Below are 14,784 nucleotides of genomic sequence, written 5' to 3' on the forward strand. Positions count from 1 at the left end.
TACGCCCTTAAATGGGCGCGTAAGATAATGCTAAGGAGAAAAATAATTATATAAATATTATAACAATTTAGTGTCAAAGTCCCAATAACTTGCGTTCACGTTGCCATTCCGCCGGTGTATAAGTTTTAATTGATAAAGCATGTATACGATTATCCGCAATATAAGGGGATAACGGAGCATAGACTGCTTGTTGTTTTTTTACTCGACTTAAATCAGCAAACATATCACCTACGGCAATCACTTGAAAATGACTTCCATCATCAGTGATAGCATATACCTCATCTAAATTGAGTGATTGTTTTAACTTCTCTTCAATTTCTTTCTTATCCATATCAGAAAACAACGCTTATATTATTTAAAATTTGAACTAATTGAACCGATAATATTAGATACTTGTTCAATTATTATAAATCAATTTATGGTAAAACATTATTATACTTAAAACACTTTAAGAGTAAATCTAAACTAATAACGCATCAAGATCATAGAGCACGATCAATGTTTTAAGCTGCTGATTTATTGCAATTAATTTAATGTTTTGTTTAATACAAAAATAAGTCAATAGCGCTAAACCGGCAGAATCAACACGGTTTAACGCTGACACATCTATACCTGTAATATCCTTAAGAAGCTCAGTTCTGTTATGCCAAAGTTGATTAAGTGTATCGCAATCCAATACGCCACTAAGATGTAATATTTTATCTTGTTTTTGTACTGTAATTACTTGCATAACAACAACTCCTTACCCTAAAACATGTTATTTTGAAACGGTACTTTTACTTTGATTAGCATTTGGATCAATTTTTTGGTTAGCTTGTGACTGCAATTGAGCAATTAAAGCTTTAATACCTTGCTGTCTAACAACGGTCGACCATTCGCTTTGTTTCGTTGTGATCATACTAACGCCTTCTGCCACCATATCATAAGCTTGCCATTCACCTGTCGCCGTATTTTTTCGCCATTGAAAATCTAATCGAATAGGTTGCTGAGTTTTGTCTGGGTTAAGTAATAGCACCCGTACTGAAACGATATTTTTGCCACTGATATCTTTTTCAGTTTCAACTTGATAAGTTTGACCGTTATACATCGATAATGCTTGAGCAAATGCTTGAACCAAGTATTTTTCAAAAACGTTAAAATAAGCTTCACGATCCTCTTTGGATACATCTTTATAATTATCGCCCAATGATAAAGCTGCAGCATATTTAACATGAACATAAGGTAATAAATCACTTCTTACCACATTTTTTAAAATGTCAGGATTACTTTTTATTTGAGCACTTTGTTCATTAATCGCCACAAAGATTTTATCTGCTGCATTTTGAGTTTTTTGATAAGGATTTTGTAAATCAGCTTCAGCTGCCATAACAAAAGAAGCTAAAAACAGGGAACAAATACAAATACATTTCTTTAACATTTATCATTATCCTCTTAATTAAAACGGTATTCTTTGATTTAAGCTTTTTTATCTTTTGCATTACCAGAGCTAAACAAGAATTGACCAATTAAATCTTCAATTACCATTGCCGGCGAAGTATTATGAATAACAAATCCTTCTTCAAAATAATCTGGTATTTTTTCTTCGAAATTTACAGATGGATCTTCATTTATACCACGATCCTGAGCATCTTCAATATCAAGTTCATTTTCGGAGCTTTTAGCGATACCTAAACTAATAGCAATGAATTGCTCGCCCAAAAGACCAGAAGTCTTAATTGATAAACTACTATTACTTGGAATACGATCATAGTTAGCATCAATATCCATCGTGACATAAGGTTTATAATTTTTCAAAGTGATATTAGCTATTCTTCCAATTACAACACCACCAATTTTAATCGGTGAACGTGCTTTCAAACCACCAACATTATCAAAAATAGCATAGACCCGATAAGTTGAATTTTGACTAAATGTAGAGACATCCGTTACTCTGAAACATAGAAACAGTATTGAACAGATAGCAATAATCATAAAAAATCCAACCATGATTTCGATTTTGCGACTCATGTTTATGTGACCTCGATTAACTAAACATTAATGAAGTTAGAATAAAATCTAACCCTAAAATAACCAATGATGAATACACAACCGTACTGGTAGTGGCTTTGCTGATCCCTTCAGAGGTTGGTAAAGAATTATAGCCATTGAATAATGCAATCCAAGTGGCTGCGATTGAAAAAGCAAAACTTTTAATGAAGCAATTGACAGTATCATGCCACCAATCAACATTATTTTGAATAGATGACCAGAAAAATCCTGAATCGATACCTTTCCAATCAACACCGACTAAAGCACCGCCTAAAATACCAACAGCGATAAATATTGCAGTTAAAAAAGGTAAGCAAAAGAATCCTGCCCAAAAACGCGGAGCGATAATTCTTCTTAAAGGGTCAACGGCCATCATTTCCATACTAGATAACTGTTCGGTTGCTTTCATTAAACCAATTTCCGCCGTTAAAGCTGATCCCGCTCTTCCGGCAAACAGTAATCCGGCAACAACGGGTCCTAATTCGCGTAATAGCGCTAAAGCGACTAACATACCTAAGCTGGCTTCAGCACTGAATGTGGTTAAAATAAAATAACCTTGCAATGCTAGAACCATGCCAATAAATAAACCAGAAACCACAATAATTGTTAGTGATTGCACACCTACAAAATAAAACTGTTTGACCCAAAGGGGGAACTGTTTTTTAAACTCAGGTTTGCCAACCAATGCACCAAATAACATGATTCCGGCTTGACCAAACAAGGCAATGAAATTAATTCCCGATTGCCCGATTCTGGCAAGAATATTTAACATTAAGATATACCTCGACTTAAATCGGTTAGATAATCTTCAGCAGGGTAGTGAAACGGAACCGGTCCGTCAGCTAAACCTTCTAAAAACTGTTTGACGCGCATATCGTCATTCTGGCGCAGTTCTTCTGAGGTACCACCAGCAATAATATGCTTTTCAGCAACAATATATGCATAATCTGCAATGCTTAACACTTCATTGACATCATGGGTAACGACAATACAAGTTAATCCTAGCGATTGATTTATTTCAGCGATTAATTTAACAATCACACCCATTGAGATGGGGTCTTGTCCAGCAAATGGTTCATCAAACATAATGAGATCAGGATCTAAAGCAATGGCACGAGCTAGTGCTGCTCGCCTTGCCATACCACCTGATAATTCAGAAGGCATTAAATTAGCCGCCCCTCGTAATCCAACTGATTGTAATTTCATTAAGACTAAATTACGTAACACGGGTTCAGGCAAGTTAAGATGCTCGCGTAAAGGATAGGCTACATTTTCAAATACTGTTAAATCCGTAAATAATGCACCAGACTGAAATAACATACTCATCCGTTTGCGAACTTCATATAAACGCGAACGAGATAAAGTGGGTATATTTTCGCCATCAAATAATATTTTTCCAGATTGTGGTTTAAGCTGACCACCGATTAATTTTAATAAAGTGGTTTTACCAATGCCTGAAGGTCCCATAATCGCAATGATTTTGCCCTTAGGTACCGTCAAATTCATATTTTTATAAATTGGTCTTGCCCCACGATAAAATGACATATCATGGATTTCAACCAAATTATCAAATTTTGTTGAGTTGCTTTTTAGTTCTGTCATCTGTAGTTTCTCAAAGTAAAGACCATCCAGTTAACAATATCACTTATTTAGTTTACATTATCTTTTTAATTTATGAAAATAAAACTAATATAAACAAACAATTCTATTTAAAATTTAATAGCGAACCATCGTATTATCGATGGTTAATGCCCAATCATCAATACCTTTATTTAGATTATAAATTTGTGTTTCATCAAAACCATTTGCTATCAGGTAATTCGCAACATTCAAACTCCTGATCCCATGGTGGCAATAAATAATAATTTGTTTATCATCGGGAATTTCATTTAAATATAAGGGAATCAGATTCATCGGAATATGATGGGCATGTGGCAATTTACAAATTTCAACCTCATTATTTTCCCGCACATCCAATAAAAAGATATCATTAGGTTGTTGATTTAATATTTGTGCTAATTGTTGGCTTGAGATAGGTTGAATCATATTATGCATTACTCCATTGGCTATATGAATTTTTTAATAATATAAACATTACAACAATCTCATAATCCTATTTTGAACACCACATGCAAGTCGCCACAAAAATTCTTTATGGCACACGGCATGTCATCTGGTGCTTATTTAAAAAAATCACCTATATTTATGATTAAACATTTTCTTTAATGAAATCTAATTAACCTTAAAGGTTATTCTAAGGCTTTGCTAATTTTTTCATAAAGATCATTAGATAAATTATCCAACTTTAAAAGTCGCTCCAGTGCACTACGCATTAACGAAGCACGTTGCTCATCATAACGTTTTAAGCGAATTAACGGATCAATAAGCCGCGAAGCAACCTGTGGATTTTTCAGATTTAATTCGATTAATATTTCAATTAAAAAATGGTATCCGCTACCATCTATCGCATGAAAAGCTGCTGGATTATTATTAACGAAAGCACCAATAAGTGAACGAATACGATTCGGATTATTCAACGAAAAGGCGCGATGCATCAGTAACTGTTTTACCGTATCTAAAGCGTGATCTGGACTAGTTGCTTGTATTATAAACCACTTATCCATCACCAAACCATCTTGATACCAACGTTCATCAAAATGAGCTAATAAACTATCTTTACACAATAATTGCCCCATAACCGCGGCTTGCAATGCTGCCAAACTATCTGTCATGTTATCCGCATGTTGATACTGTTTGTTGACTAATAAATTGACTTCTTTTTTGTTATCAGCAAAAGCTAGTAGATATAAACAACTATTTTTCAAAGCTCGTTTTGCCATATTCGCATGCTCAATACGATATTCAGACAAGCAATGACGATAAATGGCATATAATTCATCATATAATTCATTAGCAAATTGTCTCAGTAAAAATTGACGCACTACGTGAATGGCTTGCGGATCGACTACAGCAAACAGATTGGCTATTTCATTTTCGGACGGTAATGTGATAATTTGAGCAATTAATGCCGGATCTAGAGTATCTGAAAGCAAAATTGCACGAAAACCATCAATAACACTTTCAGGAAGCATCATCGCCTGGTTTTGTTGGTAATAACTCACATTAAGGCGTATATACTTGGCAAGCAACATTTGAGCTGCATCATAACGATTAAAAGCATTACTTGCCTTTTGCATCAAAAAGATCAACTCATCATCTTGATAATCATAATGTATTTTCACTGGCGCTGAAAAGTCACGCAGTAAAGCTATGATAGGTTTTTCTTGTACATGATCAAAGATAAATTGCTGTTCAGTTTGATGTAAATTAAGAACATGATTGATGGATTTACCTTGATACTGTAAATCTATGACACTGCCATCTTTTGCATATAATTCAATATCTAACGGTATATGCAAAGGTTGCTTTTCTGTTTGATCAAGCGTTGGAGGCGTGGTCTGTTTAACGGTTAAAATATACTGTTGATTTAATTTGTCAAATTGATCTGTGACGGTAACTTCTGGCGTTCCCGACTGACTGTACCATAATTTAAAATGGGTTAAATCTATGCCAGATGCATCTTGCATTGCTTGAACAAAATCATCACATGTTGCCGCACTGCCATCATGACGCTCAAAATAAAGTCGCATGCCGGCTTGAAATCTTTCTTCTCCCAGTAAAGTATGCAACATTCGAATTACTTCAGCACCTTTTTCATACACAGTAACAGTATAGAAATTATTCATTTCAATGACTTTTTCCGGTCTAATTGGATGAGCCATAGGGCTGGCATCTTCAGCAAACTGCACTGTACGTAATATTTTTACATCATCAATACGTTTAACTGAACGTGACCCCATATCAGCACTAAATTCTTGATCACGAAAAACCGTTAATCCCTCTTTTAAACTTAGTTGAAACCAATCACGACACGTCACGCGATTACCTGTCCAGTTGTGGAAATATTCATGACCAATTACACCTTCAATGCCTAAATAGTCATTATCTGTTGCTGTTTCTGGTTTCGCTAACACATATTTCGAGTTAAAGATATTTAAACCCTTATTTTCCATTGCTCCCATATTAAAGAAATCAACCGCAACAATCATAAAAATATCTAAATCATATTCAAGACCAAAACGTTTCTCATCCCACTGCATGGCATTTTTAAGACTGGTCATGGCCCAATGTGAGCGATCTAAATTGCCTTTATCAACATAAATTTCTAAGTCTATTTTACGTTGACTTTTAGTAATAAATTGATCACGTAATATATCAAAATCGCCAGCGACTAAGGCAAATAAATAACACGGTTTTGGAAAAGGATCTTGCCATTGAACCCAATGCTGATTATTTTCAAGATCGCCTTGGGCAATACGATTACCATTAGAAAGCAAATAAGGATATGAGTTTTTATTTGCAGTTATACGTGTCGTAAAACGTGCCAATACATCAGGTCGATCTAAATAATAGGTAATGTGGCGAAAACCTTCAGCCTCACATTGCGTACACAATGCTTCGCCCGAAACATATAATCCTTCTAAAGCTGTATTATCAATCGGTTTGATTTCATTAACAATCGTTAAAGTAAATTCACTCGGAACGTGATAAATTTCAATGCCAGATGCGGTTATTTTATAGTCTTGCCACGGTTGCTCATCAATATTCATTGCTAATAATTTTAAATCTTCACCATCGAGAATCAGCGTATTCGTCGCCTTATTGAGTTGCACAATATGGCTACGTGCCGTTACAGTAGTAATTTCAGGCGCAAGATTAAAATCAAGATCAATATCAGTAATGGTGAAATCAGGTTTTTTATAATCTAAACGATATTTTGCTATTGGGCTATTTTTGTTCATAATTCACTCGAATGTCCGACTTAATTACTAAAGTATATTACGCTTTATTAGGAAATAATATACTCCTTGATTTTTATTCTGCTATAATTTATCAAATTTGGTAGAACAACTCTCTGAACTTTATAAATTAAATGCAATCTCCAATATTAACATCATTGTTAGATACTGATGCTTACAAATTACATATGCAGCAGGCGGTATTTCATCATTATCCTAATGTTATTGTTGCCGCTGAGTTTCGTTGTCGAAATCATGAAAAACTTGGCATTTATACCGAAGCCATTAAGCAACAAATCCATTTTATGGAACAGCTTTCTTTAACCGATGATGAATTTAATTACCTAAATCAAATCAATTATTTCAAACCAGATTATTTAAGTTGGTTGAAAAATTGGCATTTTGATCATCGACTGGTTACCATTCGTAATGATAATGGTGATCTTTATATTCGTATTGAAGGCAGATGGTTAGATGTAATTTTATGGGAAGTCCCTTTATTAGCAGTAATCAGTGAAATAGCCCATATGGACAGAACCCCAAAAGTAGGTATTGAGCAAGCAATAAGCCATCTCGAAGCTAAATTGGCTAATTATCACCATAAAACTGCTGCTTTTGATATGTCACAATTTTTTTTAATGGATTTTGGTAGCCGTAGACGCTACTCTTATGCAGTACAAGAAGCCGTAGTTTGCTATTTAAAAAACCATTTTCCAAACTTTAACAGCACCAGTAATTATTTATTAGCTTATAAATATGGATTAAAACCAGTAGGAACGCAAGCGCATGAATGGTTCCAAGCGCATCAGCGATTAACAGATGATTTAGCAAATTGTCAGCGCAAGGCATTGCAAATTTGGCTTGAAGAATATCCCCATGATTTGAACATTGCTTTAACCGATTGCATTACTATGGACGCTTTCTTAAAGGATTTTGATAGTGATTTAGCAAATCGTTATCAAGGATTACGCCATGATTCAGGTGATCCCATTGAATGGGGAGAAAAAGCCATTGCACATTATCAGCAACTTGGTATTGATCCTAAAACAAAAATTTTAGTTTTTTCAGATAGTTTGAATTTTGATAAAGCAATCAAGATTTATCAACATTTTTTTAATCGTGTTAAACTATCTTTTGGTATGGGAGGGCATCTTGCCTGTGATATTCCAGCCACCTTAAATTCTCAGACTAAAGCATTAAATATTGTGATCAAATTAGTCGAATGTAACGGACAATCAGTCGCAAAGTTATCAGATAGTCCGGGAAAAACGATATCTCATGATATTGGATTTATTGAAGAATTGAAAAAAACGTTTAATGTAACAGGCAACAATTAAATATTAAAGGCTAAACAAAGCATAATGGAAATGATAAACATGAGTAATATCGCACCGATTACGGATATTTTACAAGGTAAAATTGCTGTAGGCAGTTCAATTACCGTACAAGGTTGGATTAGAACCCGCCGTGATTCTAAAGCAGGAATATCTTTTTTAGCTATTTATGATGGTTCATGCTTTAACCCAATTCAAGCTGTGGTTGAAAAAACCTTAGCGAATTACGAAAGTGACGTTTTAAAACTCACTACTGGCTGCTCGGTACAAGTTACTGGCATCGTCGTAGAAAGCCCTGGTCAAGGTCAACAATTTGAATTACAGGCCACTGCTGTTAAAGTATTTGGTTTTGTCGATGACCCAGAAACTTATCCCATGGCAGCTAAACGTCACTCCATTGAATACTTACGTGAAGTTGCACATTTAAGACCGAGAACCAATATTGTCGGTGCAATTACCCGAATACGGCACACATTAGCGAATGCTATTCATCAGTTCTTTAATGAACGCGGATTTTATTGGATTTCCACTCCAATTATTACGGCTTCCGATACTGAAGGAGCTGGTGAAATGTTCCGTGTTTCAACTTTAGATCTGGTTAATTTACCGCGAAATGACCAAGGTAACATTGACTTTGATAAAGATTTCTTTGGTAAAGAAGCATTTCTGACTGTTTCAGGACAATTAAATGCCGAGGCATATGCATGCGCACTCTCAAAAGTCTATACTTTTGGTCCTACATTTAGGGCTGAAAACTCCAATACAACGCGTCATTTAGCAGAATTTTGGATGATGGAACCCGAAGTGGCTTTTGCAGATCTAAATGATATCGCTAAATTAGCTGAAGATATGCTGAAATATGTCTTTAAATCAGTGTTAGAAAAACGTGCTGATGATATGCAATTTTTTGCCCAACATGTTGATAAAGAAGCCATTTCGCGCTTAGAAAAGTTTATAAATTCAGATTTTGCTCAAGTTGATTACAGTGATGCGATTAGCATTTTACAAAATTGTAATACTAAATTTGAAAATCCAGTAAGTTGGGGGATTGATCTTGCTTCTGAACATGAACGTTATCTAGCTGAAAAACATTTTCAAGCTCCGGTAGTCGTTAAAAACTATCCAAAAGATATTAAAGCTTTTTACATGCGTATGAATGATGATAACAAAACTGTTGCGGCGATGGATGTATTAGCACCAGGTATTGGTGAAATCATTGGTGGTTCGCAACGTGAAGAACGTTTAGAAATGTTAGATAAACGCATGTTAGAAATGGGATTAAAACAACAAGATTATTGGTGGTACCGCGATTTACGCCGTTATGGCACAGTGCCTCATTCTGGCTTTGGATTAGGATTTGAACGGTTAATTGTTTACATTACTGGTGTACAAAATGTACGTGATGTTATTCCGTTCCCAAGAACACCACGAAATGCTAATTTTTAATATTAAATTGACCACGCTTAAGTAGTAAACAGGCTAAAGCATGCTTATTTTTTAAGCAAACAAACATCGTTTTACGGTTAGACAACGGCTTTTATGAAAAGTTCACTTGATTTTAAAAAAAATTCAATATAATTTGTACGCATAAATATTCAAACAATGACTACTTATGCTGAGTGGTCATTCATAACAACTGACACCAAACTGTCAATGAATATACATAGAGCAGTGGCAGGTGTCTTAATAACAACACCAATGAGGGTATAAAATGAAACGTAATCTACTAGCTATCGCTATCCCAGCACTTTTAGTTGCTGGTGCAGCAAACGCATCTATCGAAGTTTGGAATAAAGATGGTAACAAATTAAGCATAAACGGTCGTGTATATGCATTAAACTATCTTGGTAATCACAACAATGGAGTTGACGGCGAAGGCGATAAAACCACTGCGCGTATCGGTTTCACTGGTGAAACACAAGTAACTGATTCACTTTCTGGTTACGGCCGTGCAGAGTGGGAAACTAAAACAGGCGGAAATTCTTTTAAAGAAACGCGTTATGCATTTGCTGGTTTAAACTTTGGTCAATATGGTTCTTTCGACTACGGTCGTAACGACGGTGTGTTAAAAGCAATCACTGCTTATACTGACGTTTTACCAGAATTTGGTGGTAATGCTTCTGATAATGGTTTATATGTTTTATCTGCTCGTACTAATGCAGTTGCTACCTACCGTAATAACGGTTTTTATGGTTTAGTTGATGGTTTAGATTTCGCTGTTCAATATGGTGACAACAAATCTGATAGTAGCACAAAAGGTGATTCAAAAGAAGCGTACGGTTTAAATGCACAATATGCTATTCTTGACACTGGTGTAAGTGTTGGTGGTGGTTATGCGACTACAACTAAAGCTGGTGATAAAGAACGCGTTAAAACTTACATGGCTGGTGTGAAATATGATGCACACAACCTATACTTAGGTGCTCTATACAGCCATTCTAAATATGACAATGAAAAAGTTAAAGGCTTTGAACTTGTTGCACAATACGGTATCGATTTTGAAGTTGGTCGTTTAACACCTTCTTTAGCTTATGTTCAACATAAAACTGATGAAAAGAAAAAAGACCAAATCGCGAAATATGTTGAAGTTGGTGTACAATATGATTTCAACAAAAACTTAACTGCTATTGTTGATTATAAAATCAATCTACTTGATGATGACAAGCTTTCTAGCAAAGTTTTCTCAACTAATACTGACGGAACTGCAAAAGGCGCAACAAAAGATACTTTAGCACTTGGTTTAATCTACCAATTCTAATTAAATCTGATAGAATTAATTATATTAAAAGGCACTCCGCGGGTGCCTTTTTTGCATTAATGTGTTTTTAAAATGGTCATAACACAATTATTTTTGTGTTTGATGTTGCACCAATGATTAAATTTTGATAAAAGGTTTACTCAAGTTGACTAATATTAAGACACTCTAATCAAAATGCAATTAACCACTCGTATTTTATCAACTAAAAAAAATATCGCTTTAGTTGCCCATGATCATCTTAAAGATTCCTTACTAAAATGGTGTACCGAAAATAAGTTGCAATTAGTGCAGCATAATTTATGCGCAACGGGCACAACCGGTACGCTTATTAAACAGCAAACTCAGTTAAACGTAACAACAATGCTAAGTGGTCCCATGGGCGGTGACCAACAAATTGGTGCACTTATTGCAGAAGGAAAAATTGATATCTTAATTTTTTTCTGGGATCCACTGAATGCCGTACCTCATGATCCCGATGTAAAAGCACTATTACGTTTAGCCACAGTTTGGAATATCCCTGTCGCCACCAATCAAGCAACCGCTAATGCACTGATTCAATCGCCTATATTCACGAACGAAGTGACTATCGATATTCCTGACTATCAACAATATTTAGCTGAACGGACTAAATAAAATGCCAATCCCTTCGCAGGCACGTAAGACAGGAAAAGTTATTTTATTATTCGATAACTTATTTATCGTGTTAGGTTTTTATATTGTTTTCCCATTAGTTTCAGCTCATTTTGTTAGCCAAATTGGTTGGAGTGCGCTATTTGTTGGTTTTGCACTAGGATTTCGTCAATTTGTACAACAAGGATTTGGCTTAATTGGTGGTGCCATTGCTGACCGATTTGGAGCCAAACCAATGATTATTATTGGTATGTTTTTGCGCGCTATTGGCTTTATCGCTATGGCATTAGCAACAACACCCTGGATACTCATTTTTTCATGTTTATTATCAGCTTTAGGGGGATTACTTTTCGATCCACCAAGAATGGGACTTGCCATTAAATTTACTCGCCCTCATGAACGAGGTCGTTTTATCTCATTATTAATGATTGAGGATAATTCGGGTGCGGTTATTGGTGCATTAATCGGTGGCTTTCTGATTGATTATGATTTTCAGTTCGTTTGTTGGATAGGTGCATTAGTTTTCATACTCTGTGCTATTTTTAATATCTTTTATTTACCTGCTTATCATATTGCATTAGGTAAAACGCCCATGATAAGAGGATTAAAAGATGTACTAAAAGATAAGCTATTTTCATCTTATGTTTGGTCATTAACTGGCTATTACATTTTATGGGTTCAAGTAATGTTGATGTTACCGTTAACGGTTACTAATATCTCTGGAAACCTTAGTTACGTAAAATGGATGTACGGTATTCAAGCAGTCATATCTTTGATATTACTGTATCCTATTGCGCGTTGGAGTGAAAAACGTTACCGATTAGATCAACGATTAAAATGTGGTTTATTGTTAATGACAATAAGCTTTATACTTATCGTTTTTGTCTCCACATTAGATTTATTATTTATTCTCATCACTATTTTCTATTTAGGCGCTATCATAGCAGAACCCGCCAGAGAAACACTCAGTACCATGCTAGCCAATCCAAGAGCAAAAGGCAGTTATATGGGCTTTAGTCGTTTAGGCTTAGCAATTGGCGGATTCATTGGCTATTCTGGTGCCGGTTGGTTACATGACATTGCCATTAAACTTGATGTACCCAAATTACCCTGGATTATTTTATCCTTAATTGGCACATTAACCATTATTTATCTAAATATACTCTTCAAAAATAAAGAATTAATGAGTAAAACAGATTTAACCAACCAACCTAATAAACTTAATAAAGTTTAATAAATTAAGTTAGCAATAAATGGCAATAAAACCTTTTGCTTAAAAAATTATTTCACCATTCTTGAATAATTTTGCCTGATTTACAGCAATTGAATGCCAAACTTCATTAGAAGTTAACGGCATTGTAGCGATCATGGTGACAACATCTGAAGGTGTAGTATGAATTTGAAAATCAATTTCAACATCTTCATCGAGTAATTTTGCTTTTCCAAATGGTGCTCGACGAGTAATCCAATGTAATTTGGTTGAGCAATAGGCAAATAAATATACGCCATCAGAAATCAACAAGTTGCACACACCAAGCGTATTAAGATAATCGGCGCATTGTTTTATAAATTGAAATGCATCAAATAAATTAAGTGGTTTTGCTGGGAAATGTTTAGTTAATTGTGCCAGTAAATAACAGAATGCATATTCACTATCCGTTTGACCTATAGGTAAATATCCTCCTGTTGCTAATCGTTCATAACCTGTTAACTGGCCATTGTGAGCAAATGTCCAATTATTTCCCCAAAGTTCACGGGTAAAAGGATGGGTATTTTCTAAAGCAATATTACCACGATTAGCTTGGCGAATATGTCCAATAACAACTTGTGATTTTATGGGATAATCTTGCAAAAGTTTAGCGATTGGCGACGAGCAACAAGGCTGCGGATCTTTAAAGGAGCGGCAACCTTTTCCTTCATAAAAGGTAATACCCCAACCATCTTTGTGTGGCCCTTTGTCACCACCTCGTCGGGCCAACCCTTTAAAACTAAAGCAAATATCAGTAGGAACATTTGCACTCATCCCCAAAAGTTCACACATCGCATCAACCTCATGAGTGGATTTAGTATTTATTTTGCCATCTCTTTTTCTATTAGCATAATCAAAATATGAATTACTTTAATATGAATTTCTTGTACTCGATCTGCATAACCAAAATGAGGAACGCGAATTTCAATATCGGCTAATCCATTAATTTTGCCACCATCTTTCCCTGTTAAAGCAATGACTTTCATTCCCTTCGCTTTCGCAACTTGTATCGCATTGATAACATTGGTTGAATTGCCTGAAGTGGATATCCCTAACAAAACATCCCCAGTCTGACCAACCCCTTCTACATAACGAGAGAAAATCGCATCATAACCGAAATCATTACCCACACATGAAATATGACTCACATCAGAAATGGCAATTGCTGGATAGGCAGGGCGATTTTCCCGATAACGTCCGGTTAATTCTTCGGCAAAATGCATTGCATCACAATGGGAACCACCATTACCGCATGAAAGCACTTTACCACCTTGTTTAAACGAATTAGCTATTAACAACGCTGCTTGTTGAATAGCCTGAAGATTATTATCATCTTCAACAAATTTAACTAATACATCAACGGCTTGATTTAACTCAGCGCGAATATCATTAACATACATAATAATTCAGCCTTTTAATTTCTGGAAAATAGCATTTAGGAATAATAATTTGTTCACTAAATGGTTTTTAAATGAAATTTTACGATATTTCTAATATCAATTGATAATTTATTATAGCGCAATGATTTCTTTTATGATATTTAAACGTTAGCTATAAGTATACTTTATTTATTAAAATTGAGAGTTACAGTTGGTAAATATTAGGAATGATATACTGTAATGTGAGTGGATAGGAGATTACTCGTGTCGTCCTGACACTCGCCTTTGCAAGGTCGTTGCTAAAGCAACATTCCAATTCGTTCCTGACGAATTGGTCGACCCCTTGGTCCTCATCCCTTTATAATCAATGTGGTTATTCTATAATGGCGGTGAGGAAGGGATTACTCGTGTCGTCCTGACACTCGCCTTTGCAAGGTCGTTGCTAAAGCAACGTTCCAATTCGTTCCTGACGAATTGGTCGACCCCTTGGTCCTCATCCCTTTATAATCAATGTGGTTATTCTATAATGGCGGTGAGGAAGGGATTA

Annotated in this window: 15 protein-coding genes; 5 read left to right on the plus strand and 10 right to left on the minus strand. The window is 35.3% G+C overall.

Annotated elements, in window-relative coordinates; genetic code table 11:
- Positions 1 to 73: 73 nt before the first annotated feature.
- The 8 genes from JMI89_RS09785 to pepN all read right to left on the minus strand — a co-directional run bounded on the left by JMI89_RS09785 (position 74) and on the right by pepN (position 6,890).
- A complete protein-coding gene (locus tag JMI89_RS09785; RefSeq protein WP_187755903.1) occupies positions 74 to 331 on the minus strand; it encodes a BolA family protein in 258 nt (85 codons plus the stop codon).
- Positions 332 to 460: 129 nt separating this feature from the next.
- Entirely contained in the window at positions 461 to 730 is a 270-nt protein-coding gene (locus tag JMI89_RS09790; protein WP_187755904.1) for an STAS domain-containing protein, read from the minus strand.
- Positions 731 to 757: 27 nt separating this feature from the next.
- Positions 758 to 1,417: a phospholipid-binding protein MlaC gene (gene mlaC, locus JMI89_RS09795; RefSeq protein ID WP_220679975.1), complete on the minus strand. Its 660-nt coding sequence runs from the start codon at positions 1,415 to 1,417 to the stop codon at positions 758 to 760.
- A gap of 38 nt (positions 1,418 to 1,455) precedes the next feature.
- Positions 1,456 to 2,007 carry an outer membrane lipid asymmetry maintenance protein MlaD gene (gene mlaD, locus JMI89_RS09800; RefSeq protein ID WP_187755906.1) on the minus strand — a complete coding sequence of 184 codons (552 nt, stop codon included), beginning with the start codon at positions 2,005 to 2,007 and terminating at the stop codon, positions 1,456 to 1,458.
- 16 nt (positions 2,008 to 2,023) lie between these two features.
- Positions 2,024 to 2,800, minus strand: coding sequence for a lipid asymmetry maintenance ABC transporter permease subunit MlaE (mlaE, locus tag JMI89_RS09805; protein WP_187755907.1), 777 nt, complete (start codon positions 2,798 to 2,800; stop codon positions 2,024 to 2,026).
- On the minus strand, positions 2,800 to 3,630 hold the full coding sequence (mlaF, locus tag JMI89_RS09810; RefSeq protein WP_187755908.1) for a phospholipid ABC transporter ATP-binding protein MlaF: 831 nt from the start codon (positions 3,628 to 3,630) through the stop codon (positions 2,800 to 2,802). Before mlaF ends, mlaE begins: the two co-directional genes overlap by 1 nt.
- 114 nt (positions 3,631 to 3,744) lie before the next feature.
- Positions 3,745 to 4,074, minus strand: a complete 330-nt coding sequence (locus JMI89_RS09815) for a rhodanese-like domain-containing protein (protein ID WP_220679976.1) — start codon at positions 4,072 to 4,074, stop codon at positions 3,745 to 3,747.
- 203 nt (positions 4,075 to 4,277) lie between these two features.
- Complete coding sequence (pepN, locus tag JMI89_RS09820) at positions 4,278 to 6,890, minus strand: aminopeptidase N (RefSeq protein WP_220679977.1); 2,613 nt, start codon at positions 6,888 to 6,890, stop codon at positions 4,278 to 4,280.
- A 131-nt stretch (positions 6,891 to 7,021) separates the two neighbouring features.
- On the opposite strand from pepN, the gene pncB reads away from it, so the two are divergent.
- From pncB to mdtH, 5 genes are all read left to right on the plus strand, one after another.
- Positions 7,022 to 8,224, plus strand: coding sequence for a nicotinate phosphoribosyltransferase (gene pncB, locus JMI89_RS09825; protein WP_220679978.1), 1,203 nt, complete (start codon positions 7,022 to 7,024; stop codon positions 8,222 to 8,224).
- 39 nt (positions 8,225 to 8,263) lie between these two features.
- Complete coding sequence (gene asnS / locus JMI89_RS09830; RefSeq protein WP_220679979.1) at positions 8,264 to 9,667, plus strand: asparagine--tRNA ligase; 1,404 nt, start codon at positions 8,264 to 8,266, stop codon at positions 9,665 to 9,667.
- A gap of 265 nt (positions 9,668 to 9,932) precedes the next feature.
- A complete protein-coding gene (locus JMI89_RS09835; protein ID WP_187755913.1) occupies positions 9,933 to 10,979 on the plus strand; it encodes a porin in 1,047 nt (348 codons plus the stop codon).
- Between the two features lie 174 nt (positions 10,980 to 11,153).
- Positions 11,154 to 11,612 (plus strand): methylglyoxal synthase, encoded by a 459-nt coding sequence (locus JMI89_RS09840; RefSeq protein ID WP_220679980.1) that lies wholly within the window; start codon positions 11,154 to 11,156, stop codon positions 11,610 to 11,612.
- Between the two features lies 1 nt (position 11,613).
- On the plus strand, positions 11,614 to 12,843 hold the full coding sequence (mdtH, locus tag JMI89_RS09845; RefSeq protein ID WP_187755915.1) for a multidrug efflux MFS transporter MdtH: 1,230 nt from the start codon (positions 11,614 to 11,616) through the stop codon (positions 12,841 to 12,843).
- Positions 12,844 to 12,882: 39 nt separating this feature from the next.
- On the opposite strand, the gene JMI89_RS09850 is transcribed toward mdtH, so the two are convergent.
- Positions 12,883 to 13,650 (minus strand): class II glutamine amidotransferase, encoded by a 768-nt coding sequence (locus tag JMI89_RS09850; RefSeq protein WP_220679981.1) that lies wholly within the window; start codon positions 13,648 to 13,650, stop codon positions 12,883 to 12,885.
- A gap of 29 nt (positions 13,651 to 13,679) precedes the next feature.
- The gene (gene lpcA / locus JMI89_RS09855) at positions 13,680 to 14,258 is read right to left on the minus strand and encodes a D-sedoheptulose 7-phosphate isomerase (protein ID WP_187755917.1); all 579 of its coding nucleotides are present in this window, start codon (positions 14,256 to 14,258) and stop codon (positions 13,680 to 13,682) included.
- Positions 14,259 to 14,784: the final 526 nt, after the last annotated feature.

Origin of the sequence: Frischella sp. Ac48, from assembly GCF_019641635.1 — a bacterium.
Classification (GTDB): Bacteria; Pseudomonadota; Gammaproteobacteria; order Enterobacterales; family Orbaceae; genus Frischella; species Frischella japonica.